Source organism: Phenylobacterium kunshanense, from assembly GCF_003254525.1.
Lineage (GTDB): Bacteria > Pseudomonadota > Alphaproteobacteria > Caulobacterales > Caulobacteraceae > Phenylobacterium > Phenylobacterium kunshanense.
In genome coordinates, this window is record NZ_QFYS01000001.1 from 505,683 (window position 1) to 528,337 (window position 22,655).

General features: G+C 69.1%; 23 protein-coding genes. 11 read left to right on the top strand and 12 right to left on the bottom strand.

Annotated features, from left to right (window positions below; translation table 11 throughout):
• Window positions 1-40: 40 nt before the first annotated feature.
• Both DJ019_RS02605 and eno read right to left on the bottom strand, forming a co-directional pair.
• Window positions 41-337 carry an FtsB family cell division protein gene (locus DJ019_RS02605; protein WP_111274749.1) on the bottom strand — a complete coding sequence of 99 codons (297 nt, stop codon included), beginning with the start codon at window positions 335-337 and terminating at the stop codon, window positions 41-43.
• Window positions 338-401: 64 nt separating this feature from the next.
• Window positions 402-1,682 (bottom strand): phosphopyruvate hydratase, encoded by a 1,281-nt coding sequence (eno, locus tag DJ019_RS02610; protein WP_111274415.1) that lies wholly within the window; start codon window positions 1,680-1,682, stop codon window positions 402-404.
• A gap of 122 nt (window positions 1,683-1,804) precedes the next feature.
• Between eno and DJ019_RS02615 the strand changes: the two genes are divergently transcribed.
• A complete protein-coding gene (locus DJ019_RS02615; protein ID WP_111274416.1) occupies window positions 1,805-2,578 on the top strand; it encodes an enoyl-CoA hydratase in 774 nt (257 codons plus the stop codon).
• A gap of 1 nt (window position 2,579) precedes the next feature.
• Here DJ019_RS02615 and DJ019_RS02620 read toward each other — a convergent pair whose 3' ends face one another.
• From DJ019_RS02620 to rpmF, 3 genes are all read right to left on the bottom strand, one after another.
• A complete protein-coding gene (locus tag DJ019_RS02620; protein WP_133255233.1) occupies window positions 2,580-3,074 on the bottom strand; it encodes a hypothetical protein in 495 nt (164 codons plus the stop codon).
• A gap of 20 nt (window positions 3,075-3,094) precedes the next feature.
• Window positions 3,095-4,525 (bottom strand): alkaline phosphatase PhoX, encoded by a 1,431-nt coding sequence (locus tag DJ019_RS02625; RefSeq protein WP_111274418.1) that lies wholly within the window; start codon window positions 4,523-4,525, stop codon window positions 3,095-3,097.
• 130 nt (window positions 4,526-4,655) lie between these two features.
• Window positions 4,656-4,838 carry a 50S ribosomal protein L32 gene (rpmF, locus tag DJ019_RS02630; RefSeq protein ID WP_111274419.1) on the bottom strand — a complete coding sequence of 61 codons (183 nt, stop codon included), beginning with the start codon at window positions 4,836-4,838 and terminating at the stop codon, window positions 4,656-4,658.
• A gap of 139 nt (window positions 4,839-4,977) precedes the next feature.
• Here rpmF and DJ019_RS02635 point away from each other — a divergent pair, with 139 nt between their 5' ends.
• The gene (locus DJ019_RS02635; protein WP_111274420.1) at window positions 4,978-5,385 is read left to right on the top strand and encodes an MAPEG family protein; all 408 of its coding nucleotides are present in this window, start codon (window positions 4,978-4,980) and stop codon (window positions 5,383-5,385) included.
• Here DJ019_RS02635 and DJ019_RS02640 read toward each other — a convergent pair.
• The 3 genes from DJ019_RS02640 to secG all read right to left on the bottom strand — a co-directional run bounded on the left by DJ019_RS02640 (window position 5,382) and on the right by secG (window position 7,871).
• The gene (locus tag DJ019_RS02640; protein ID WP_111274421.1) at window positions 5,382-5,705 is read right to left on the bottom strand and encodes an MmcQ/YjbR family DNA-binding protein; all 324 of its coding nucleotides are present in this window, start codon (window positions 5,703-5,705) and stop codon (window positions 5,382-5,384) included. The genes DJ019_RS02635 and DJ019_RS02640 overlap by 4 nt on opposite strands.
• 35 nt (window positions 5,706-5,740) lie before the next feature.
• Window positions 5,741-7,381: a CTP synthase gene (locus tag DJ019_RS02645; RefSeq protein ID WP_111274422.1), complete on the bottom strand. Its 1,641-nt coding sequence runs from the start codon at window positions 7,379-7,381 to the stop codon at window positions 5,741-5,743.
• 61 nt (window positions 7,382-7,442) lie between these two features.
• The gene (secG, locus tag DJ019_RS02650; RefSeq protein ID WP_111274423.1) at window positions 7,443-7,871 is read right to left on the bottom strand and encodes a preprotein translocase subunit SecG; all 429 of its coding nucleotides are present in this window, start codon (window positions 7,869-7,871) and stop codon (window positions 7,443-7,445) included.
• Between the two features lie 140 nt (window positions 7,872-8,011).
• On the opposite strand from secG, the gene DJ019_RS02655 reads away from it, so the two are divergent.
• Window positions 8,012-8,425 (top strand): VOC family protein, encoded by a 414-nt coding sequence (locus DJ019_RS02655; protein WP_111274424.1) that lies wholly within the window; start codon window positions 8,012-8,014, stop codon window positions 8,423-8,425.
• On the opposite strand, the gene DJ019_RS02660 is transcribed toward DJ019_RS02655, so the two are convergent.
• Together DJ019_RS02660 and tpiA are read right to left on the bottom strand one after the other, a co-directional pair.
• Entirely contained in the window at window positions 8,422-9,603 is a 1,182-nt protein-coding gene (locus DJ019_RS02660; protein ID WP_111274425.1) for a glycosyltransferase family protein, read from the bottom strand. The genes DJ019_RS02655 and DJ019_RS02660 overlap by 4 nt on opposite strands.
• Before the next feature lie 86 nt (window positions 9,604-9,689).
• Window positions 9,690-10,433 (bottom strand): triose-phosphate isomerase, encoded by a 744-nt coding sequence (gene tpiA / locus DJ019_RS02665; RefSeq protein WP_111274426.1) that lies wholly within the window; start codon window positions 10,431-10,433, stop codon window positions 9,690-9,692.
• 146 nt (window positions 10,434-10,579) lie between these two features.
• Here tpiA and DJ019_RS02670 point away from each other — a divergent pair, with 146 nt between their 5' ends.
• Window positions 10,580-12,517, top strand: coding sequence for a peptidylprolyl isomerase (locus DJ019_RS02670; protein WP_111274427.1), 1,938 nt, complete (start codon window positions 10,580-10,582; stop codon window positions 12,515-12,517).
• Entirely contained in the window at window positions 12,514-14,046 is a 1,533-nt protein-coding gene (gene trpE / locus DJ019_RS02675; RefSeq protein WP_111274428.1) for an anthranilate synthase component I, read from the top strand. Before DJ019_RS02670 ends, trpE begins: the two co-directional genes overlap by 4 nt.
• Before the next feature lie 9 nt (window positions 14,047-14,055).
• On the opposite strand, the gene DJ019_RS02680 is transcribed toward trpE, so the two are convergent.
• A complete protein-coding gene (locus DJ019_RS02680; protein WP_111274429.1) occupies window positions 14,056-14,259 on the bottom strand; it encodes a hypothetical protein in 204 nt (67 codons plus the stop codon).
• A gap of 51 nt (window positions 14,260-14,310) precedes the next feature.
• On the opposite strand from DJ019_RS02680, the gene DJ019_RS02685 reads away from it, so the two are divergent.
• The 4 genes from DJ019_RS02685 (at window position 14,311) to lexA (ending at window position 17,523) form a co-directional block, all read left to right on the top strand.
• The gene (locus DJ019_RS02685; protein WP_111274430.1) at window positions 14,311-14,901 is read left to right on the top strand and encodes an anthranilate synthase component II; all 591 of its coding nucleotides are present in this window, start codon (window positions 14,311-14,313) and stop codon (window positions 14,899-14,901) included.
• A 10-nt stretch (window positions 14,902-14,911) separates the two neighbouring features.
• Window positions 14,912-15,940 (top strand): anthranilate phosphoribosyltransferase, encoded by a 1,029-nt coding sequence (gene trpD, locus DJ019_RS02690; protein ID WP_111274431.1) that lies wholly within the window; start codon window positions 14,912-14,914, stop codon window positions 15,938-15,940.
• Complete coding sequence (gene trpC, locus DJ019_RS02695; RefSeq protein ID WP_111274432.1) at window positions 15,937-16,713, top strand: indole-3-glycerol phosphate synthase TrpC; 777 nt, start codon at window positions 15,937-15,939, stop codon at window positions 16,711-16,713. The genes trpD and trpC overlap by 4 nt, the downstream gene beginning before the upstream one ends.
• Window positions 16,714-16,833: 120 nt before the next feature.
• Window positions 16,834-17,523 carry a transcriptional repressor LexA gene (gene lexA, locus DJ019_RS02700; RefSeq protein ID WP_111274433.1) on the top strand — a complete coding sequence of 230 codons (690 nt, stop codon included), beginning with the start codon at window positions 16,834-16,836 and terminating at the stop codon, window positions 17,521-17,523.
• 2 nt (window positions 17,524-17,525) lie between these two features.
• On the opposite strand, the gene DJ019_RS02705 is transcribed toward lexA, so the two are convergent.
• Window positions 17,526-19,682 (bottom strand): ComEC/Rec2 family competence protein, encoded by a 2,157-nt coding sequence (locus tag DJ019_RS02705; RefSeq protein WP_240606346.1) that lies wholly within the window; start codon window positions 19,680-19,682, stop codon window positions 17,526-17,528.
• 179 nt (window positions 19,683-19,861) lie between these two features.
• Here DJ019_RS02705 and gltX point away from each other — a divergent pair, with 179 nt between their 5' ends.
• Entirely contained in the window at window positions 19,862-21,271 is a 1,410-nt protein-coding gene (gene gltX, locus DJ019_RS02710) for a glutamate--tRNA ligase (protein ID WP_111274434.1), read from the top strand.
• Between the two features lie 53 nt (window positions 21,272-21,324).
• The gene (gene gltA / locus DJ019_RS02715; RefSeq protein WP_111274435.1) at window positions 21,325-22,605 is read left to right on the top strand and encodes a citrate synthase; all 1,281 of its coding nucleotides are present in this window, start codon (window positions 21,325-21,327) and stop codon (window positions 22,603-22,605) included.
• The last annotated feature ends 50 nt before the right edge of the window (window positions 22,606-22,655 follow it).

The following is a 22,655-nucleotide window of genomic DNA, read 5'->3' on the forward strand; positions in this document are numbered from 1 at the left end:
GTGATCGTTCTTCAACCCGTGGGAGACTGCCGAAGCAGGCTCAGGGTTTCGTCCGGATCACATAGTCCCTCGGGTCGGCGAAGCCTAGAAGGGAGCGCGCCCTTTCCTCCAGCAGATCGGCGGAAAGGCTCGTATCGCGCAGCAGTTGTGCGCGAACTTCCAGGTCCCGCCGCTGGGCGGTCAGTTCGCGTAGCTCCTGGCTCTTGGCTACCAGGGCGGCGTCACGCTTGTCGGACTGCAGCAGGCCACCCTCGCCGGTGAAGGCGTGCACCCCGAAATAGAAGATCAACAGCGCCAGGAACGCGGTCGACAGGTAGGGGCGGAGGCGAGCAAGCACGGCGATTCTCAAGGAAGTCTCCGCCCATATCCCGCCCAGATGGTTAAGGCCGCGATAACCTCGTTCAGAGGTTCTTCAGCGCGCCCCGGCCCGCGTAGACGGCCTGGTCGCCCAGCTCCTCCTCGATGCGCAGGAGCTGGTTGTATTTGGCCGTGCGGTCCGACCGGGCCAGCGAGCCGGTCTTGATCTGACCGCAGTTCGTGGCGACGGCGAGGTCGGCGATCGTGGAGTCCTCGGTCTCGCCCGAGCGGTGGCTCATCACGGCCGTGTAGGCGTTGCGGTGCGCCAGATCGACAGCGTCCAGGGTCTCGCTGAGCGTGCCGATCTGGTTGACCTTCACCAGGATCGAGTTGGCCAGGCCCTTGCCGATGCCCATGCCCAGGCGTTCCGGGTTGGTGACGAAGAGATCGTCGCCCACGAGCTGCACCTTGCCGCCCAGCTTGTCGGTCAGGAGCTTCCAGCCATCGAAGTCGTCCTCGGCGCAGCCATCCTCGATGGTGACGATCGGGAACTTGGCCACCAGGGCGGCGAGGTAGTCGACCATGCCGGCCGGATCCACCGTCTTGCCCTCGCCTTCCATCACGTACTTGCCGCCCTTGAAGAACTCGGTGGAGGCGACGTCGAGGCCCAGGTGGAAGTCCTTGGCCGCCTTGTAGCCAGCGCTCTCGCCCGCCTTGACGATGAACTCCAGGGCAGCCTCGGCGCTGGAGAGGTTCGGCGCGAAGCCGCCCTCGTCGCCGACGTTGGTGTTGTGGCCGGCGGCTTTCAGCTGGGCCTTCAACGCGTGGAAGATCTCCGCGCCCATGCGCAGGCCTTCGGCGAAGGTTTCTGCGCCGGTCGGCAGGATCATGAATTCCTGGATGTCGATCGGATTGTCGGCGTGGGCGCCGCCGTTGATGATGTTCATCATCGGCACCGGCAGGACGCGGGCCGAGACGCCGCCGACGTACTTGTAGAGCGGCAGCGCCGCCGAGCTGGCCGCCGCCTTCGCGGTGGCGAGGCTGACACCCAGGATGGCGTTGGCGCCCAGTCGACTCTTGTTCTTCGTGCCGTCGAGCTCGATCAGCAGGGCGTCGACGCGGCGCTGGTCCTCGGCGTCGGAGCCAGACAGCGCGTCATAGATCTCGCCGTTCACGGCTTCCACGGCCTGGCGGACACCCTTGCCCAGGTAGCGGCCCTTCTCGCCGTCGCGCTTCTCGACCGCCTCGTGGGCTCCGGTCGAAGCGCCCGAGGGCACCGCCGCGCGGCCCATGGAGCCGTCCTCGAGGATCACGTCCACCTCGACCGTCGGGTTGCCCCGGCTGTCCAGGATCTCGCGGGCGATGATGTCGACGATCTCGGTCATGGGGTCCTCTGGCGACGTACGGAGCGGGCGGAGCCTTAGCCAGCTTCTCCCTCCGGGGCAACGCCGCCTTGACGGACGTTGCGGGAGCGCCCCATGGCCTCGGACCCTGGAGGAGTGTTCCCATGCTGCTGGTCGAGAAGCCCCTGGACGGCGTCGCCGTCGTCACCCTGAACCGCCCCGAGGCGATGAACGCCCTGTCGAAGGCCCTGCGCGCGGCGCTGGCCAAGGCGATCACGGAACTGGACGCCGACGCCTCTGTGAAGGTGATCGTGCTGACCGGAGCCGGCGAGCGGGCCTTCACCGCCGGGCTCGACCTGAAGGAGCTCTCCACCGACCCACTCGGCATGGGCGCGGCCAACGCCGAGGATCCGGCCCAGAACCCCGCCAACGCGGTCCTCGCCTGCTCCAAGCCCATCATCGGCGCGATCAACGGCGTCGCCATCACCGGCGGCTTCGAGGTGGCCCTGGCGTGCGACGTGCTGCTCTGCTCCACCAACGCCCGCTTCGCCGACACCCACGCCCGGGTCGGCATCACGCCCGGCTGGGGCCTGTCTCAGAAGCTGTCCCGCTGCATCGGCCCCTATCGCGCCAAGGAGCTGTCGCTGACCGGAAACTTCATGTCGGCGCAGCAGGCCTACGACTGGGGTCTGGTGAACCGCGTGGTCGCCCCCGACCAGCTCATGCCCGCCGCCCTGGAGCTGGCGGCCCAGATGGCCGACATCGAGGCCGACATGCTGGTGACCTACAAGGCGATGATCGACGACGGCTACGCCGCGACCATGGCCGAAGGTCTCAAGCTGGAGCACGAGCGCTCGGTGGCGCACAACCGCGTGGTGACCCCCGAGATGGTCGCGGCGCGACGCGAGAAGGTGCAGGCCCGCGGCCGCAGCCAATAGGTCAGAGGCACCCTTCCACATAGTCGATCGACCGGCCGGCGTGGATCGCCGCGACGCGCCGGTCGGCCCCGATCTCGTAGCGGACGCCCAGGCCGCCCTTCGCCACCCGATAGGTCAGGTACGCCGCCGGCGGGTCCTCATAGGCGTGGCGGGTGGCGCGAAGGGCCGCGCCGTAGGCGTTCCGGACTTCGGCCGCGGTGGAGCCGACCGACAGGCCGCGGTCCGTCTTCAGCGAACCGCGGTCGTACAGCGTCAGGCGCGTGACCTTGCCGTCCTCGGTCATGACCGTCAGTCCGGAGGGTCCGGGCAGCCGGCTCTCGCGGCACGCCGGCCCGTTCACCCCGTCGTCCGGCGCGAGTGTCAGTCCGAAGCGGCGGACCGCTTCCGCCTCGCTCATCCCGATCCGCAGCTCGCCCCAGCCGGCGGGCGTCAGCGGTGGGTCCATGGCGAGCGCAGCCGTGGCCGCCAGCGCCCAGACCGAGGCTGCCGACGCCATCGCGCTGGCCGCCGGCCCGATCACGCCCTGAGCTTGTCCCAGGGGCCGGTGATGGCGATGGTCATTCCCGGCCAGTAGGCGTTGACGAAGAGCGTCGAGCCGTCCGGCGAGAAGCAGACCCCGGCCAGCTCGGTCGTCGGCATCGGTCCGTCGGATGGCGTCCGCACCATACGGCCCATCGCGTAGACCTTCCCCTCGGGCGTGATCCCCTTGAGGTAATTGACGCCGCGCAGTTCGATCTTGTCCTCGCAGACCATCAGGTGCCCGTTCGGCGCGATGGCGAGGTTGTCGCACATGTTCATGACCTTCGGATCCGCCGACTCCATGAACAGCTGCACCCGGCCCGGCTCGTCCTTCTCGCGGGCGTCGCCCTCGAAGCGGCTGGGCCTGTACCGCAGCACCTGGCCCAGGCGCTTGGGCCCGCCGCTGGTGCAGGTGAAATAGAGCTCGCCCTCGCCGAAGAAGATGCCCTCCCCGCGCGCGAACCAGGCGGCGCCCTTGGCGTGGCCCCGGTCGCGCAGGTCGTCGTTCGGATTGTCGACGCCGTCCAGGTCGATCCAGACCGCGTCCCGCCACTGGCCTGGCAACCAGTCCGTTCCGTTCCAGTTCCGGCTGTCGCCGCCATCCTTGAACGCCAGCGCCTGCAGACGGCCGCCCTTGGCGAGCTTCTGACGGTCATTGGGCAGAAAGCGGTAGAACAGCCCCCGCCCATCGCCCTCGTCCTCGGTCAGGTAGACCACGCCCGTCCGCGGGTCGATCGCGGTGGCCTCGTGCTTGAACCGGCCCAGCCCGGTCAGCGGAACCGGCTCCACCAGGCCGCTGGCGCGGCTCGGGACCTCGAACACCCAGCCGTGGGACTTCTGCAGCGTCACGCCGCCCGGGTTCGGGCCCGGGTTGAGCACGATCTCCTCGCAGGTCAGCCACGAGCCCCACGGCGTCACGCCGCCGGCGCAGTTGATCGCGGTCCCGACCAGGCTGAGGTGGCTGCTGACCAGCTTCCTGGCCCGCAGGTCGTAGACCAGCGTCGTCGTCCCCCCGCAGAGCGCCCTGCCGTCGCCGGTCTGATCGTACACCCGCGCCCGGTCGATCTTGTCCGCCAGGACATGCCCCTTGCCGAAGGCGCCGTAGTTCAGATCGGTGGGCTTCAGCTCATGGTTCCGCACCAGGATCACCCGGTCGCGGTCCAGCGGGAAACAGCCCATGCCGTCCGCCTTGTGCGGGGTGACGAGCCCGTCGCTCATGGGCTCGCCGGCGCGCGAGACGATCTGGTAGCTGAACCCCTCGGGCAGGTCGAAGACGCCCTCCGGATCGGCCTTGAGCGGTCCATAGCCCGCGACCTCGTTCACATAGCCGCCCACGGCCGCGTCCTGGGCCGAGGCGAACCGTGAGAAGCCGGCGAAGGCGGCGCCGGTGGCGGCGGCTGACAACAGGTGGCGGCGCGAAAGGGTCATGGGAACTCCGGGAACAGTTGCGCACCCTATTCCGTCACGTCGTGACGTGGTGATGACAAATCCACGCGGCCGAAACGCAAAACGCCGGCCTCGCGGCCGGCGTCTCGACAAGCGGCAGAGCGCCTGAAACTTAGTCTTCCTTGGGCGTCAGGACCTGGCGGCCCTTGTACATGCCGGTCTTCAGGTCGACATGGTGCGGACGCTTCAGCTCGCCGGTTTCCTTGTCCTCGTGGAAGGCGTTCGGACCCAGGGCGTGGTGCGAGCGACGCATGTTACGCCGCGAGGGCGAAGTTTTTCGTTTCGGAACGGCCATCGGACTATCTCGCGGCGTGAAAGATCAGCGGCGGTCCCGGGGGCCGCCTTTTGTGAGCGGCGGCTTATGCATGAAACGCCGCGCGCGATCAAGCCGCCTCGGCTAGTCTTTACGCTGGCGGACGCCTGGGGAGGCCGGTATGTCGCAGGAAATCATCTTCGCGCCGATGGGGGTGATGGCGCTGATCACCTTCGTGGTGCTCGGCTTCATACCCGCGCGACGCTTCCGGGCCGCCGCTGCCGGCCGGGTCAAGGCCGACGACTTCCGATTCGGCGAATCGGCGGCGGTGCCGGGCGACGTCTCGATCCCGAACCGCAACTACATGAACCTGCTGGAACTGCCGACGCTCTTCTACGTCGCGGGCCTGATGTATTACGTCGCCGGCCGTGTCGATCAGACGGCGCTCGCCGTCGCCTGGACCTACGTGGGCCTGAGAGCGCTCCACTCGGTGATCCACCTCACCTACAACAACGTCTTTCACCGGCTGACGGCGTTCGGCCTCTCGAACGTCGTCCTGATGGCGTTCTGGCTGCTGTTCTTCGTCTAGGACCGCAGGAGCCGCTTGGGAGCGACGGTGGCCCAGGCTAGGCGCAGCAGCTCGGCCAGGCGGCCGGCGTCGATCTTCTCGAACCAGACGAAGGTCCACCCCTTGCGCCCGTAGCTCCCGTCGGCGGGGGTCACCGTGTCACCATCCAGCAGATTGCGCTGATCCTCGGGATCCAGCTTCAGCACGATCCGCGGCGCGTCCAGGTGGACCGTACAGAAGATCTTCTTCGCCACCCCAAACGACGGGATGTCGAAGTGAGCCTCCTCATAGGCCTCGGGCAGCGCCAGGGCGATCCGGCGCACATCGTCTCGCGTCAGCATGGCCCCAGTCTAACGGAGCCCCGCCCGCCCGCCACCTAGACCAGGCGGCTCCGCTCCTTCGCCGCCCCGACGAAGCTCTTGAACAGCGGATGCGGATCGAAAGGCCGGCTCTTCAGTTCCGGGTGGTACTGCACGCCCACGAACCACGGATGGTCCTGGCGTTCGCACAGCTCGGGGAGCACCCCGTCCGGCGAGAGCCCCGTGAACTTCAGGCCTGTCTTCTCGATGGCGTCGCGATAGGCGATGTTCACCTCGTACCGGTGCCGATGGCGCTCGCTGATGGTGGGTGAGCCGTAGATTTCCGCCACCCGGCTGCCCGGCGTCAGCACGGCCTCGTAGGCGCCGCACCGCATGGTGCCGCCCAGCTCGCCGCCCTGCGTGCGCACTTCCTTTTCGTTGCCGCGGACCCACTCGGTCATCAGCCCGACGATGGGCTCGGACGTCGGGCCGAACTCGGTGGACGAGGCCTGGCGGATCCCCGCCAGGTTCCGCGCCGCCTCGATCATCGCCATCTGCATGCCGAAGCAGATGCCGAAGTACGGGATTTCGTGCTCGCGCGCGAACCGGACGGCCTGGATCATCCCTTCCGAGCCGCGCTCCCCGAACGCGCCGGGCACCAGCACGCCGTGGACGTTGGTCAGCCGCTCGGCGATCAGGGCCTCTTCCTTCTCGAAGACCTCGCCCTCGATCCAGTCGAACCTGACCCGCACGTTGTTGGCGACGCCGCCGTGGACCAGCGCCTCGATCAGCGACTTGTAGGCGTCGGTCAGGGCCGTGTACTTGCCGACGATGGCGATGTTCACCTCCCCGTCGGGATGGCTCAGGCGGTGGGAGATGTCCTCCCATCGGGACAGGTCCGGCTTCGGCGCGGTCGCCGACATGCCAAAGACGTCAAGCACCTCGGTGTCCAGCCCCTGGGCGTGATAGTCCAGCGGCACGGAATAGATGTTCGCGCTGTCCATCGCCTGGATGACGGCGCTGGGCCGCACGTTGCAGAACAGCGCCAGCTTCCTGCGCTCGCCCTCGGGGATCGGGATCTCGCAGCGGCACAGCAGGATATCCGGCTGGATGCCGATCGACCGCAGCTCCTTCACCGAGTGCTGGGTCGGCTTGGTCTTCATCTCGCCGGCGGTCTTGATGAAGGGCAACAGCGTGAGGTGGATGAAGCAGGCGTGGCCGCGCGGCAGTTCCTGGCCGAGCTGGCGGATCGCCTCGAAGAACGGCAGGCCTTCGATGTCGCCCACAGTGCCGCCCACCTCGATCAGCACGAAGTCCACGCCCTCGCCCGGATCCGAGAGGACGAAGTCCTTGATCTCCCCCGTGACGTGCGGGATCACCTGGACGGTCGCGCCGAGGTAGTCCCCGCGCCGCTCCTTCTCGATGATCTTCTTGTAGATCTGTCCGGTCGTGATGTTGTCCGCGCGCGTCGCGTTGACGCCCGTGAAGCGCTCGTAGTGACCGAGGTCGAGATCCGTCTCCGCGCCGTCGTCGGTGACGAACACCTCACCGTGCTGGGTGGGGCTCATCGTCCCCGGATCCACGTTCAGATACGGGTCGAGCTTGCGGAGGCGCACCTTGTAGCCTCGCGCCTGCAAAAGGGCGCCCAGCGCTGCGGACGCGAGACCTTTTCCGAGGGAGGAGACCACGCCCCCGGTGATGAAAATGTACCGGGCCATGGGCGTTCAGATTAGCCGCGATTCGGGCGGCCGACTCGGGCCGAATGCCATCTATCCACGGCTACTTCGCCGCAGGCTGGGCCGGCGCGGGCTGCGCGGGCTCGGCGGGGATGGCGCCGAAGGGGCTGTTGATGGTGGGCGTGGGCGCCTGCAGCGGCGCAGGGCCCGACGGCTGGGTCCCGGCCGGCGGCTGCGGCACGGCCTTGTTGAGTTCGGCCGGGTTGATCGCATTGACCTTCAGCCGGTCGACGACCGAGGCCGAACCCCGTTCGCGCCCTGCGACGACCGTCAGCAGCAGGCCCAGCACGAAGAAGATCGTCGCCAGGATCCAGGTGGTGCGGGTCAGGAGGTCGGCCGAGCCGCGCACCGACATCATGGCGTTGCCGCCGCCGCTCACGAGGCCGCCGCCTTCCGAACGCTGCAGCAGGACCACCACGACCAGGAAGAAGGCCACGATGATCTCGATCACCAGCAGGATGTTCAGCAGCATCTAAGGTCTTTCCGGTGCGATCGGGCGGATGCGCCCGCCGAAATGAAGCGCGCGCTCTATCACCAGGACCGCGCCAAGGCCATAGCTAGTGCGCCGCACCCCGATTGGCAAAGGGCCGCTGCGCAGCTTACCTGAACCGCATGAGCCATCCGATCGCTATCCAGGGCTTCGACCACATCGTGCTGCGCGTCCGCGACAAGGCTCGCGCCCTGGCCTTCTATCGCGACATCCTCGGACTCGCCGTCGACCGGGACCGCCCCGACATCGGCCTGACCCACATCCGTGCGGGACGCCAGATGATCGACCTCGTCACCCTGGACGGCCCGATTGGCAAGCTTGGCGGCACGGGCCCGGGCGCCGACGGACGCAACCTCGACCACTTCGCCCTCCAGGTGCGCCCGTTCGACGAAGCGGCGATCCGCGCCCACCTGGCCGCCCACGACGTGCAGATCGTGGAGGAAGGTCCGCGCTACGGGGCCGATGGAGATGGCTTTTCCCTCTACATCCGGGATCCGGACGGCAACACGGTGGAACTGAAGGGGCCGGCCCGCTAGGCCGCGATGCGGGCGGCTTCCGCCGCCTCAAGGATGAGGGGCAGTCTCTCGTCCCAGGTATGATGCCCCACAGCCCTCGCCTTCGCCGCGCGGCCAATTTCGAAAGCGCGTTCCGGGTCGTCGACCAGGGCCCTCAGGTTGGCCATGGCGCCGGGAAGGTCCTTCCAGCGGAACAGAGCGATCTCACCGGGGGCAAACGCCCGGTCATAGTAGCGGCTGTGGTCGGAGAACGGCGCGGCCCCGGCCAGGGCCGCTGAGAATACCCGCTCGTGCGATCCCGCGCCGAAATTGGCGTTGGTGTTCAGGACGACGCGTGATCGCCGCATGAGTTCGACCATGCGGGTCATCTCCACCGGCCCCTCGAACGTCGCGTTCTTGAACCGGTAGAGATGGCGCTGCCACCCCTCGCCGCAGATATGGACGGGCAGACCTGCCTTGGCCAGGGCCTTCAGGAACTCGGTGCGACGCGTGCTGCGGACCACGTCCTGCACACAGCTCGCGATCTTCAGCTTCCACCGTTCCCGCGGATCGGCCGTGTTGACGCCGTGGGCGCGCAACGCCTGATCGGCCGCCAGATGAGGCGGGGTCCATTCTTCCGACAGGGCGATATCGACGGCCTCCCGGAGGGGCCGTCTGAGCTCTGCCGGGACGTTGCCCCAGGCATCTTCCGGCCGCTGAAAGCCCCCGCACCAGAGCAGCGGTATCGGGCGCGCGGCCTGAAAGGCGGCGGCGTCGACATCGTCCGGTCCCGGAGCGCCGACGGCGGGGTGGGGAAAAAAGCGGACATCTGGGTGCCTAGCCTCGCCATAGGTCGCCCTGACGGCGTCGGCCTGTGTCGGGTCAACGACCAACAGCCGAGTTTGCGGCGGCGTCTGCTCGAGGCGGGCGAACTGGCCAAGCAGATAGTCCACGTGCCAGAGGAGATGAGGCGCCCCGAAGGCCTCGGCAAGCGAACGCCCACTAGGCTCCCGATACTCGCCGAGAACGCCGATCGAGAAGATCGCGTCTGGCTTTAGGACTGTCGCGCTCGCTTCCAAGAGCGCCCGAGGATCCGCCGTCTCGGCAAGATCCAGAACATCGCATTCGTGCCCGAGCTTCCGGAGCGCCTCGGTCGCAGAGTCGATGAAAAGGCGTGTGCCGCCGTAGAGCGAATGCCCCTTGATCAGGAGCCAACGCATGACCGAAGCGACTCGACGAACACAACCATGTCGCGAGCTTACGCTCGCAACAATGGCTCCACCACCTTATCGTGCACGTCCCCCGTCTACAGCGCCCGGATGATCCCCAGGAAATCCTCCGCCTTGAGCGAGGCGCCGCCGACAAGTGCGCCCCCAACCTCCGCCGCGTGCAGGATCTCGGCAGCATTCCCCGGCTTCACCGATCCGCCGTAGAGGATCGGAACCTTGCGGCCTTCTTCCGCGAACTGCTCCACCAGCGTGGCCCGGATGGCCTTGTGGACCTCTTCGATTTGCTCGAGCGTCGGCGTCAGGCCGGTGCCGATGGCCCAGACCGGCTCGTAGGCCACGGCGAACGCCTTGCCGCGCAGGTCGGCCGGCAGAGAGCCCCGGGTCTGGCCCGTGACGACGGCCAGGGTGTCGCCAGCCTGACGCTGCTCCAGGGTCTCGCCGACGCAGACGATCGGCTCCAGGCCGGCGCGGAGTGCCGCGGAGACCTTCTGGGCCACGACCTCGTCCGTCTCCCGATAGCCGGCCCGGCGCTCGGAGTGCCCGAGGATCGCCAGCTTCGCCCCGGCGTCGGCCAGCATCTCCGCGGAGATGTCGCCGGTGAAGGCGCCGGCGTCGTCCCAGTGGTGGTCCTGGCCGCCCACCAGAACCGGCGTGCCCTTCAGGGCGTCGGCCAGACGATGAATCAGGATCGAGGGCGGGCAGATGGCGACGCGAGCCGGCGTCTGCCCGAGGCCGGCGGCGACGGCCTTGGCTTCGGCCACCGAGGCCGAGAGGCCGTTCATCTTCCAGTTCCCGGCGATCAGCGGCTGTGGCGCGGTCATCAGTGCTCTCTTTTTCGGAGTCCGTTTCGAGCCCGCGCGGTTAAGCCAAGCCGGCTCGCCTGTCACCTCCCCCGCCCGCGCGCTTGCCGTGGAGAAGGCCCCTCCACTATACCGGCGCGCACGCTACGCCCCGGGAAAGGACCCGAATGCTCGCCGCCATCCGCAACTTCGCGAAATCCTGGCCTGCCCGGATCCTCCTCATCATCCTCGCGATCAGCTTCGTGGGCTGGGGGGCGAACCAGAGCGGCCTGGCGGTGATGTCGGGCGACCACATCATCAAGGCCGGGTCGCGCACCGTCGGCACGCTGGCGTTCCGCCGCGAGTACGACACCTACAAGAAGCGGATGGAGGAGCAGGCGGGCCAGCCCATCACTCAGGAGTTGGCCGAGCAGAACCGCCTCGACACGGTGGTGCTGAACGGACTCGCGACCCGCGAGGCGTTCGCCGAGATGCTGTCCAAGGTCGGCATCCGGCCGTCCGACAAGCTGATCCTCGACCAGATCCAGAAGATTCCGGCCTTCTTCGACCCGATCACCGGCCGCTTCGACAAGAAGACCTTCCAGCAGCGGCTCGGCGAGAATGGCCTGACGCCCAAGGCCTTCGACGCCGTGTTGCGCGACGAGATGGCCACCCAGCACTGGGCGGTCGCGGTGCAGAACGGCCTCGCCGTGCCGCGCACCTATGGCGGACTGGCCGCGGTCTTCGCGCTCGAAAGCCGTGACCTGTCCTATTTCGCCCTGACGCCCCAGAGCGTGCCGCAGCCGGCCGCGCCGACCGACGCCCAGCTCACGGCCTTCATCAACGAGAACAAGGCCCAGCTGACCCGGCCGGAGATGCGGGTCCTGACGATCGTGCCGTTCACGCCGCAAACGGCCGCCGCGGCCGCGTCGGGCCCGATCGACCCAGCCGAACTGGAGAAGCGCTACAATTTCCGCAAGGACACCCTCTCCCAACCCGAGACCCGCACGCTCGTGCAGATCCCGGTGAAGGACCAGGCGGCCGCCCAGCAGGCCGTGGCCCGGCTCCAGAAGGGCGAAGCGCCCGCCGCCGTGGCCAAGTCCCTGGGCGTCGACCCGGTCACCTATGAGGACAAGCCCCAGTCCGCCATCGCCGACCGCAAGGCGGGCCAGGCGGCCTTCAAGCTGCAGGCCGGACAGGTCGGCGCGGTCCAGGGCGACCTCGGCCTCTCCGTCGTCAAGATCGTTTCGGTCGTCCCCGGCCGCGAGGTGACCCTGGAGCAGGCGCGCCCGATGCTGGAGGCCGAACTCCGCAAGGACATGGTCGCCGAGAAGGTCTACGCCCAGACCCAGGCCTTCGACGACGCCCACCAGGGCGGCGCCAGCTTCGCGGAGGCCGCCCAGAAGGCTGGCGTCTCGACCCAGACCATCGGCCCGATCAGCGCCCAGGGCGTCGACGACCAGGGCCGCCAGCTTCAGGGCCTGCCGCCGAAGATCCTTGAGACCGCCTTCGCCCTGCCCGCCGGCGGCGACAGTGAGATCACCGAGCTCGGCGACGGGGCCTACTTCGCCGTGCGCGTCGAGAAGATCGTCCCCGCGAGCGTGCCGCCGCTGGCCGAGATCCGGCCGATGCTCACCCAGGCGTGGATGCGCCGTGAGATCGTCCGGGCGCTGGAAGCCAAGGCCACCGCCCTCACCGCCCGCGTCCAGAAGGGCGAAAGCCTGGAAGCCGTCGCGGCGTCCGCCGGCGCGGCCGTCGTCCGCGTCCCGGGCCTGACCCGCCGGACGGCCCAGTCGCAGCAGCAGCAGCTTGGCGGCGAGGTGCTCGGCCGCACGTTTGCGAGCAAGCCGGGCGAGGCCTGGTTCGCCCGCCTGCCCAACGCCATCGCGGTGGGCCAGATCAGCAATGTCCGTGTCGAGGCCGGCCCTGCCGCCGCTCAGATCGCCGAGGCGAACCGGGGCGAGCTGACCCAGGCCGTGTTCCGCGAGATGGGTGAGGCTGCCCAGGCCTATGCCCGCACGAAGCTGAAGGTGAAGGTCGACGCCGAGAAGGCGCGCGCGGCCGTTGGCTTCGCGCCGCTCGCCGAGGCCAAGTCGGAAAAGGCGGCCCCGGAGAAGGCGAAGTGACGCTGGAGCCGCCGTTCGAGGCCTTCCGTTCCACTTATGACGGCGGCGCGCCCCAGGTCGCCTGGACCCGGCTGATCGACGACCTGGAGACGCCGGTTTCGGCGTTCCTCAAGATCGGCCACGGCAAGCCGTACGCCTTCCTGTTCGAGTCGGTGGAGGGCGGCGCCTTCCGCGCCCGCTATTCGATCATCACGCTCAATCCCGACCTGGTCTGGCGCTGCCGCGGCGACGAGGCGGAGATCGCCACGGGCGCCGACATCGCCGCCGGGCGCTTCACGCCGCAGGCCGGCGGAGCGCTCGACAGTCTGCGCGACCTCCTGGCCAAGTCGCGGATCGAGCTGCCGCCGGGCCTGCCGCCCATGGCCGCCGGCGTGTTCGGTGCGCTGGGGTATGACACCATCCGCCTCGTCGAGGACCTCCCGAACATCAATCCGGACCCCCTGGGCCTGCCCGACGGCGTGCTGGCGCGGCCCTCGATCATCGCGATCTTCGATGCCATCGCCCAGGAGATCCTGCTGGTCACGCCCGTCCGCCCGGATGGGACGTCCGCCGCCGACGCCTATGCCGCCGCGCAGGCCCGCCTGCAGACCGTGGCCGCCGATTTCCGCAAGCCCGCGCCGCCGCTGAAGGGCGACGCCCAGCCCGAGCCCGACCGCTTCACCACGCCGGTCAGCCGCGAGGACTATCGGGGCATCGTCGAGAAGGCGAAGGAGTACATCCGCGCGGGCGACATCTTCCAGGTGGTGCCCAGCCACCGCTTCCGCGCGCCCTTCGCGCACGATCCGTTCGCCCTCTATCGCTCGCTCCGCCGCTCCAACCCCTCGCCGTTCCTGTTCTTCCTGAACTTCGGCGATTTCCAGCTCGCGGGCTCCTCCCCCGAGATCCTGGTCCGGCTTCGCGACGGCAAGATCACCATCCGCCCCATCGCCGGCACCCGTCCGCGCGGGGCGACTCCCGAGGAGGACCGCCGCCTCGAAGAAGAGCTGATCAACGACCCCAAGGAGCGCGCCGAGCACCTGATGCTGCTCGACCTGGGCCGCAACGACGTGGGCCGCGTCGCCATGCTCAAGCAGGCGGGCGCCAACGAGCCGCCGAAGCCGAGCCGCCGGCCCCGCGTTCGGGTGACCGACAGCTTCTTCGTGGAGCGCTATGCCCGCGTCATGCACCTGGTCTCCAACGTCGAGGGCGACGCGCCCGACGGCCTGGATCCGGTGGACGTGGTCATGGCGGCCCTGCCCGCCGGCACGCTCTCGGGCGCGCCCAAGGTGCGGGCCATGGAGATCATCGACGAGCTGGAGATCGAGAAGCGAGGCATCGGCTACGCCGGCGCGGCGGGCTATTTCGGCTCGGACGGCTCGGTGGACACCTGCATCATCCTGCGCACCGCCCTGTTCAAGGACGGGACGATGTACGTCCAGGCCGGCGGCGGCGTGGTGGCCGACAGCGACCCGGACGCCGAGTACGACGAGACCCTGCACAAGGCCCGCGCGCTCCGCGACGCAGCCGTGGAGGCCTGGCGGTTCGTCTAGCGCGATCGCCTACTCCGGCGCGCCCTGCGCCGTGTGCGCGGTCTCGACCGGCGGCGCCAGGACCATGATCGTGGCGAACACGACCGAGGTGAGCGCCAGGGCCGTGGCCGCCACCAGGGCCGGCCACATGGGGTCCTTGCGCTGCGGGTTCTTCAGCAGGCGGCGCGCGCGGGCGACCGCAGCAGCGTCCAGGGCCGAATCGGACATCGTCATGGCGCCAGCATCCCGCTTGGCGTTCGTCGCTGCAAAGCCTATGGAACCGGCATGATCCTGGTCGTCGATAACTACGACAGCTTCACCTACAACCTCGTCCACTACCTGAACGAGCTGGGGGCGGAGACGCTTGTCCATCGCAACGATGCGATCACCGTCGACGAGGCGCTGGGTCTTCGTCCCGAGGCCATCCTGCTGTCGCCCGGGCCGTGTACGCCAAATGAAGCCGGCATCTGCCTCGGCGTCATCCGCGAAGCGCCGGAAACCCTGCCAATCCTGGGCGTCTGCCTCGGCCATCAGGCGATCGGCCAGGCGTTTGGCGGCGAAGTCATCCGCGCCCGCGCCCTGATGCACGGAAAAACGAGCCTTATCCATCACACCGGCACGGGTGTCTTCAAAGGCTTGAAGAACCCTTTCACGGCCACCCGCTACCACAGCCTTTCCGTGCGAAAGGACGATCTGCCGCAGGTTCTGGAGGCCACGGCCTGGACCGACGATGGCGAGATCATGGGCATCCAGCACAGGACCCGCCCGATCCATGGCGTGCAGTTCCATCCCGAGTCCATCGCCACGGAATGCGGCCATGAGCTGCTGGGCAACTTCCTGGACCTGGCCGGCGTGAAGCGGCTGGCCGAGATCTGACCCACCCACCATGTCCGCCGCCTTCAAGCCGCTCCTCTCGCGCCTGGCCGATGGCGCGACCCTCTCGGAAGACGACGCCCAGGCGTTCTTCGCCGCCTGCCTGCGGGGCGAGCCGACGGCCGCCCAGATCGGCGCGGCCCTGACCGCCATGCGCATGCGCGGCGAGACGCTGGGCGAGATCACGGCCTGCGCCCGGGCCATGGGCCGGGCGGCGATCCACCTTGATCCGCCCTACCCGACGATCGACGTCTGCGGCACCGGCGGCGACGGCCTGCACACCTACAACATCTCGACGGCGGTCGGCTTCGTGGCCGCGGGCGGCGGGCTGAAGGTGGCAAAGCACGGCAACCGCGCCCTGTCCTCGAAGTCCGGCGGCGCCGACGTCCTGTCCGAACTGGGCGTCGCCATAGACGCCGGGGCCGAGCGCCAGCTTCGGGCGCTGGACGAAGCGGGCATCTGCTTCCTGTTCGCGCCGGCGCATCACGGCGCCATGCGCCATGTCTCCCCGATCCGCGCCGAGCTGGGCTTCCGCACGATCTTCAACCTGCTGGGCCCGCTCACCAATCCGGCCGGCGCGAAGAGGCAGGTCGTCGGCGTCTTCGCCGAACGGTGGGTCGCGCCCCTCGCCGAGGTGCTGGGCGCCCTCGGCTCCGAGCGCGCCTGGGTGGTCCATGGCGGCGGCATGGACGAGCTGACCACCACGGGAGAGACCAGCGTCGCCGAACTGCGTGACGGTCAGGTCCGGCTGTTCACCATCACGCCCGAGGCCGTGGGCCTGAAACGTGCGGCGCTCGCCGACCTAACGGGCGGAACGCCGGCCCAGAACGCCGACGCCCTTCGCCGCGTGCTTGGCGGCGAAGCCGGGCCCTACCGCGACATCGTGTTGCTCAACGCCGCCGCCGCGTTCCTTGTCGGCGACAAGGTGGAAACCCTCCGAGAGGGGGTGGAATTCGCCGCGCAGGTGATCGACGACGGCCGCGCCCAGGCCGCGCTCGACAAGCTGCTGGAGATCGCTCCGCTGGAGGGCGCCGGCGCGTGAGCGACATCCTCGCCAAGATCGCCGCCTACAAGCGCGACGACGTCGCCGCCCGCAAGGCCGCCCGGCCGGTCGTCGACACCGCAGGAGCCTCGGCCCCGCGAGGCTTCCGCGCCGCGCTGGAACGCGCCCATGCACCCGGCCGGCTGGCGCTGATCGCCGAGATCAAGAAGGCCTCTCCGTCCAAGGGACTCATCCGCGAGGACTTCGACCCGCCGGCCCTCGCCCGGGCCTACGAGGCCGGGGGCGCCGCCTGCCTGTCGGTGCTCACCGACGGCCCCAGCTTCCAGGGCGACGACGCCTATCTGACCGCCGCCCGCGCCGCCGTCGCCCTGCCCTGCATCCGCAAGGACTTCCTCGTCGACCCGTGGCAGGTCGCCGAGAGCCGTGCGCTGGGCGCCGATGCGATCCTCGTGATCCTCGCCATGGTCGATGACGCGCTCGCCGCCGAGCTCATGGCCGAGGCGAGGCGTCTCGGCATGGACGCGCTGGTCGAGGTGCATGACGAGGCAGAGATGGCCCGCGCGGGCAGCCTCGGAGCCGACCTCGTCGGCGTGAACAACCGTGACCTGCGCACCTTCACCGTGGACCTTGCGATCACCGAGCGCCTGGCCGCGGCCGCGCCGACGGGCGCCCTCCTCGTCACGGAGAGCGGCATCTTCACGGCCGCCGACGCCGAGCGGCTGGAGCGCAGTGGCGCCAAGGCCATGCTGGTGGGCGAGAGCCTGATGCGGCAGGCCGACGTGACCGCCGCGACTCGCGCCCTGCTCGCCTGAGTCGCGCCATCATCGCGAATTCCTGCGTCTTTTCAGTGGCGCTGTGGGTAACTTGACATTAATCAGGAACACCTAGAGAACACGTACAGCCGTTTCGGCTTTGTTCTTCGAGGTTGAACCATGCTCACCCGCAAGCAGCACGAGTTGCTCATGTTCATCCATGAGCGGATCAAGGAAAGCGGCGTCTCCCCCTCGTTCGACGAGATGAAGGAGGCATTGGACCTCGCCTCGAAGTCCGGCATCCACCGGCTCATCACGGCACTGGAGGAACGCGGATTCCTCCGCCGCCTGCCTCACCGCGCCCGAGCTCTCGAGGTGGTGAAGCTGCCGCAACAGGCGACGGCCGCCGCGCCGCCCAAGGGACGGGCGCCGTTCAAGCCCCAGCTCGTCGAAGCGGGCCAGGCGATGCCCGCAGCGGCGAACGACACGCGCGAACTGCCGATCCTCGGCCGCATCGCCGCGGGCACGCCCATTGAGGCGATCCAGCAGGAACGCGACCGCATTCCGGTGCCCGAGACCATCCTCGGCGCCGGCGAGCACTTCGTCCTCGAGATCTCGGGCGACTCGATGATCAACGCCGGCATCCTCGACGGTGACTTCGTGGTCATCCGCCGCACCGACAGCGCATCCTCGGGCGACATCGTCGTGGCTCTGGTGGATGGCGAGGAAGCCACCCTGAAGCGTCTGCGCAAGAAGGGCGCCTCCATCGCCCTGGAGGCCGCCAACCCGGCCTACGAGACCCGTATCTTCGGGCCCGACCGGGTGTCGGTGCAGGGCAAGCTGGTCGGCCTCATCCGCCGCTACCACTGACCTCAGCGCGGGTCGTAGCCCCAGGTCCATGGCCGCCGGCCGCGCTGGTCCTGACCCCAGACGATCCGCCATCCGCCCTTCGTCCGGTAAAGCTCGGCTGAGCCCCCGGCCGCGAAGTCCCGCCCGGTCAGGACGAGCGGCGCCGCGCAGCTCTCCGGTCGGAAGTCGTTGCGCAGGATGACGATCTCGGCCTGGGCGCAAAGCGCCTCCAGGCGACCTGGCTTCAACGGCCGGCGCAGATTCCAGGCCGCGGACAACTCGACCGGCGCGCCCGGTTGCGGCGCACAGCTCCAGCGATCACACGCGAAGACCGCATCGCGCGCGGCCTCGCTGGCGACGGGGGCCAGACCCCGCCGACGGGCCCAGAGCTCGGCGCCGAACAGCTTCACGTCGGGTCTCAGCAGAATGGCGTCCGCGCCATCGCGCACCGCGACCGCCGCGCCGTCCGCCGCGACCCAGACTTCCGGCGTAGGCGGCCTTGGCGCCCAGAGCACGGCCGCGGCGACCGGCAGGCCGATCCACCGCAGCGGTCCGCGCCAGAGACAGACGAACAGCAGGCCGATGAAGCTGGCGGGCAGCGCCCAGCCCGGAGCGCTGGCGACGACCACCTGGGAGCCAGGCGCGGCCGCGGTCGACTCCGCGATCCGCATCATCAGCCCGATCGACCAGCCGGCGACCTCCAGCGGCGCCTGGCCGAGCCCGATTGGCGTCAGCGCCGCGCCGATCGCCAGGCCCGGCATCATCAGGAACGACGAGACCGGCGCCACGGCCAGGTTGGCCAGCAGGCCCCACGTCGAGACCCGGTTGAAATGCTGGATGGCGAACGGCCCTGTCGCCAGTCCGGCAACGAAGCTCACCGCTATGCTCGCGGCCGTCCAGGTGGCCGCCGCCTGGACGGCGCGGATCGGCCACGGCACGTCGATCTCCCGCACGGGTCGCGGCCAGATCTCGGCCAGGGCGACCAGCGCGGCGGTGGCGGCGAACGACATCTGGAAGCCGGGCTCGGTCACGGCTTCCGGCTGGAGCAGCATCACCCCCATCGCCGCGAGGGCGAGGGCATGCAGGCTGATCGCCTGGCGATCCACCAGAATCGCGGCGAAGGCCGCCGCTGCCGTGATCGCGGCCCGCTCCGCTGGCGGCGGCGCGCCCGACAGGACGAGATAGCCGCCGACGGCCGCGAGCCCCACCAGCGCCGCCGCCTTCTTGCCGTGAAGGCGCAGGGCCAGCCATGGCCACGCGGCGATCGCCAGTCGCGCGGCCGCGAAGACGAAGCCCCCTACGATCGCCATGTGCAGGCCGCTGATGGAGACGATGTGCGCCAGCCCCGCGGCCCGCAACGCGTCCACCTGTTCGCGCGGGATGAAGGCCTCGTGCCCCGTCGTCATAGCCGCGGCCAGACCGCCCGTCTCGGGGCCGAGCGATTCCACGATCCGGTGGGTGAGCGCCCAGCGGGCCGCGTTCACCCGCATGGAGAGCCTGAGGCGCCAGGGCGCCGGTCGCTCGAAGCTGGTCGCCTCTGGCGAACGGAGCGCCAGGCCCACCGCCCCCATGCTCTCGAAGTAGGCGTCCCGCGCGAAGTCGTACGCGCCAGGAGCGGCCGGCGGCGGCGGCGGGTTGAGGATCGCCAGGACGCGGACCGCATCGCCAGGCCGGGGCAACGTCGTCCCGGGTCGAAGGGTCACGCGCAGGCGGATAGGCGTCGCGCGGGCCGCCCAGTCGCCGACGGAAACCGGGGCCAGCAGCAGTCGCTGGCCGCCCTGCCCCGGTGACGCGATGTCGACCACCCACGCGTCCACCCACTGAGGCCGGGCCCCGGCCTGGGCGACCGGCGCCTTCACCGCATCCGTCCGCAGTTTGGCCACTGCAAAGCCGCCCGTCATGCAGGCCGCCAGGACTAGCGCCATCGTCACCACGCGATCGGGACTCCGCCGCGTACAGGCCAGCAGCCCGGCGGTCAGCGCCAGCAGCGCCCAGGCCACCCAGAGCTGCGGCTCCCGCAGGAGACCAAAGTAGAGGCCGCAGCCGACTCCAAACGCCACGGGCGTCCACAGCGTCCACCGCTCCGACTGGGCGCCCACCTGCGCGCCGAGCCAAGGGCCCAGGCCGCGCCATGCCTGCGCGGCTCCGCTCCCCCTGGCGACCCCCGCCTCTACGCTCACCGATCCCCCGCCCTTTGACCGGCGGCACCTTGCCCCAATCACAACCGGAAGGCCACGCAGGGAAAGCCCGCGCGCGCGACGCGAGGCTCTCGCCCCGCCACGTTCCCTTTTCAGGTCCCCGTGCTAAGAGGCCGGCCCGCACAAGCCCCGCAAAACCTCACCTCGTCAGAACCGATCCCATGACCGACCGTCCCGTCCGCACCCGCATCGCCCCCTCGCCCACCGGCATGATGCACATCGGCACGGCGCGCGTGGCGCTGTTCAACTGGCTCTACGCCCGTCACACCGGCGGCCAGTTCCTGCTGCGCATCGAGGACACCGACCGCGAGCGCTCCACCGAGGCGGCCGTCCAGGTGATCTTTGACGGCCTGAGCTGGCTGGGCCTGGAGCCCGACGAAGCCCCGGTGTTCCAGTTCGCCCGCGCCGAACGGCATCGGGCGGTCGTGGACGAGATGCTGGCCCGGGGCGCGGCCTATCGCGACTACATGACCCCCGAGGAACTCGAGGCCGAGCGCGAGGTCGCGCGCGCCGAGGGGCGCGTGATCCGATCACCCTGGCGGGACCTGTCCCCCAACGATGCGCCGGACCGCCCGTTTGTGGTCCGACTCAAGGCGCCTCTGGACGGCGAGACCCTGGTCGACGATCAGGTGAAGGGCGAGATCCGCTTCGAGAACCGGACGCTGGACGACCTGATCCTGCTGCGGACCGACGGGACCCCGACCTACAACCTCGCCGTCGTGGTCGACGACCACGACATGGGGATCACGCACGTGATCCGCGGCGACGACCACCTCAACAACGCCGCACGCCAGACCCTGATCTACCAGGGCCTCGGCTGGGAGGTTCCCGTCTGGGCGCACCTGCCGATGATCAACGGCCCCGACGGCAAGAAGCTGTCCAAGCGCCACGGATCGCAGGCGGTCAGCGAGTTCGACGACATGGGCTACCTGCCCGAAGCCATGCGCAATTACCTGGCCAAGCTGGGCTGGGGCCATGGCGACGACGAGATATTCTCTGACGCCCAGGCGATCTCCTGGTTCGACATCAAGGACGTGGTCAGCGCACCCGCCCGCCTGGACTGGGACAAGCTGAACCACCTCAACAACCACTACATCCGCGAGGCCGACCCGGCGCGCCTCGCGGGCCTGGTCGTGAAGATCCTGAAGAGCCGCGACGTGGCGGTGAAGTCCGCCGACGAGGCGCTGATCGCCCGCACCATTCCCTTCGTCCGCGACGGGGCCAAGACCACCCTGGATCTCGCCGACGCGGTGATCTTCGTTCTCAAGGATCGTCCGCTGGAGCTGCCGGAGAAGACCCGCGCCCAGCTCGCCGAGGCCGAGATGCGCGAACGGTTCGTCCGCCTGCGCGCCGCGCTCGGGGCCGTGACGGCCTGGGAGGTGCCCGGGCTCGAGCAGGCGCTGCGGCTATTCGCGGAATCCGAGAGTATCGGCCTGGGCAAGTTCGGCCCCCAGTTGCGGGCCATATTGTCGGGCGGATCGCCGGCCCCGGACCTCGCCGGAGCCATGACCGCGCTTGGCCGCGATGAGAGCCTTGGCCGCATCGACGATGCGCTTTCGCTCCCCGCGTAAACCGCTATAAGCGCCGAACAAACGTTTCATCTCGCAATCGCGAAGGGGACCATATGGGCGATACGGCGAAGTTTGAAATCAACGGTCAGGTCGTCGAGTTGCCCGTCCTGAAAGGCACCGACGGGCCGCCCGTGGTGGACATCCGCAAGCTGTACGGCGCTGCGGACGTGTTCACCTACGATCCGGGCTTCACCTCGACCGCCTCCTGCGAAAGCAAGATCACCTTCATCGACGGTGACAAGGGCGTGCTGCTGCACCGCGGCTACCCGATCGACGAGCTGGCCGAGAAGTCCAGCTTCCTCGAAGTCTGCTACCTGCTGCTGCACGGCGAACTGCCGAAGGCGCCGGAGTTCGCCGAGTTCGAGAAGAACATCGTGTACCACACCATGGTCCACGAGCAGTTCGACCGCTTCTTCCAGGGCTTCCGGCGCGACGCCCACCCCATGGCCATCATGGTCGGCGCCGTGGGCGCCCTGTCGGCCTTCTATCACGACAGCACGAACATCGATGATCCGGCCCAGCGGATGATCGCCACGCACCGCATGATCGCCAAGATGCCGACGATCGCGGCCCGGGCGTTCAAGTACTCGCGCGGCCAGCCGTTCGTGTACCCGCGCAACGACCTGTCCTACGCCGAGAACTTCCTGCGCATGTGCTTCTCGGTGCCGGCCGAGGACTGGACGCCGAATCCGGTCCTGACGCGCGCCATGGACCGCATCTTCATCCTGCACGCCGACCACGAGCAGAACGCGTCGACCTCGACCGTCCGCCTGGCCGGCTCGTCGGGCGCCAACCCGTTCGCCTGTATCGCCGCGGGCATCGCCTCGCTGTGGGGCCCCAAGCATGGCGGCGCCAACGAAGAAGCGCTCAACATGCTCAAGGAGATCGGGACGGTCGAGAACATCCCCGACTTCGTGAAGGGCGTGAAGAACCGCGAGCGGCTGCTCATGGGCTTCGGCCACCGGGTCTACAAGAACTACGACCCCCGCGCGAAGGTCATGCAGAAGACCTGCCACGAGGTGCTCGAAGCGGTGGGCCACTCCAACGACCCGCTGCTGAAGGTCGCCATGGAGCTCGAGAAGATCGCCCTGAGCGACGAGTTCTTCATCGAGCGCAAGCTGTACCCGAACGTCGACTTCTATTCCGGCATCACCCTGCGCGCCCTGGGCTTCCCGCCCGAGATGTTCACGGTGCTGTTCGCCCTGGCTCGCACCGTGGGCTGGATCGCGCAGTGGAAGGAAATGATCGAGGATCCGTCCCAGAAGATCGGCCGTCCGCGCCAGATCTACACGGGCGCCCCCCTGCGCAGCTACGTGGCCCTCGACAAGCGCTGAGGCGCTGGCGCACGCAAGGATCGAGAGGCCGGATCGAAAGGTCCGGCCTC

Excerpts from the sequence above, each read along its gene's own strand:
- lexA (WP_111274433.1), top strand. The coding sequence starts at position 16,834 with ATGCTCACCCGCAAGCAGCACGAGTTGCTCATGTTCATCCATGAGCGG.
- DJ019_RS02670 (WP_111274427.1), top strand. The coding sequence starts at position 10,580 with ATGCTCGCCGCCATCCGCAACTTCGCGAAATCCTGGCCTGCCCGGATC.
- trpD (WP_111274431.1), top strand. The coding sequence starts at position 14,912 with ATGTCCGCCGCCTTCAAGCCGCTCCTCTCGCGCCTGGCCGATGGCGCG.
- DJ019_RS02645 (WP_111274422.1), bottom strand. The coding sequence starts at position 7,381 with ATGGCCCGGTACATTTTCATCACCGGGGGCGTGGTCTCCTCCCTCGGA.
- DJ019_RS02685 (WP_111274430.1), top strand. The coding sequence starts at position 14,311 with ATGATCCTGGTCGTCGATAACTACGACAGCTTCACCTACAACCTCGTC.
- DJ019_RS02620 (WP_133255233.1), bottom strand. The coding sequence starts at position 3,074 with ATGGCGTCGGCAGCCTCGGTCTGGGCGCTGGCGGCCACGGCTGCGCTC.
- DJ019_RS02680 (WP_111274429.1), bottom strand. The coding sequence starts at position 14,259 with ATGACGATGTCCGATTCGGCCCTGGACGCTGCTGCGGTCGCCCGCGCG.
- eno (WP_111274415.1), bottom strand. The coding sequence starts at position 1,682 with ATGACCGAGATCGTCGACATCATCGCCCGCGAGATCCTGGACAGCCGG.
- DJ019_RS02615 (WP_111274416.1), top strand. The coding sequence starts at position 1,805 with ATGCTGCTGGTCGAGAAGCCCCTGGACGGCGTCGCCGTCGTCACCCTG.
- gltA (WP_111274435.1), top strand. The coding sequence starts at position 21,325 with ATGGGCGATACGGCGAAGTTTGAAATCAACGGTCAGGTCGTCGAGTTG.
- DJ019_RS02625 (WP_111274418.1), bottom strand. The coding sequence starts at position 4,525 with ATGACCCTTTCGCGCCGCCACCTGTTGTCAGCCGCCGCCACCGGCGCC.
- DJ019_RS02660 (WP_111274425.1), bottom strand. The coding sequence starts at position 9,603 with ATGCGTTGGCTCCTGATCAAGGGGCATTCGCTCTACGGCGGCACACGC.
- DJ019_RS02635 (WP_111274420.1), top strand. The coding sequence starts at position 4,978 with ATGTCGCAGGAAATCATCTTCGCGCCGATGGGGGTGATGGCGCTGATC.
- rpmF (WP_111274419.1), bottom strand. The coding sequence starts at position 4,838 with ATGGCCGTTCCGAAACGAAAAACTTCGCCCTCGCGGCGTAACATGCGT.
- DJ019_RS02640 (WP_111274421.1), bottom strand. The coding sequence starts at position 5,705 with ATGCTGACGCGAGACGATGTGCGCCGGATCGCCCTGGCGCTGCCCGAG.
- tpiA (WP_111274426.1), bottom strand. The coding sequence starts at position 10,433 with ATGACCGCGCCACAGCCGCTGATCGCCGGGAACTGGAAGATGAACGGC.
- gltX (WP_111274434.1), top strand. The coding sequence starts at position 19,862 with ATGACCGACCGTCCCGTCCGCACCCGCATCGCCCCCTCGCCCACCGGC.
- secG (WP_111274423.1), bottom strand. The coding sequence starts at position 7,871 with ATGCTGCTGAACATCCTGCTGGTGATCGAGATCATCGTGGCCTTCTTC.
- DJ019_RS02655 (WP_111274424.1), top strand. The coding sequence starts at position 8,012 with ATGAGCCATCCGATCGCTATCCAGGGCTTCGACCACATCGTGCTGCGC.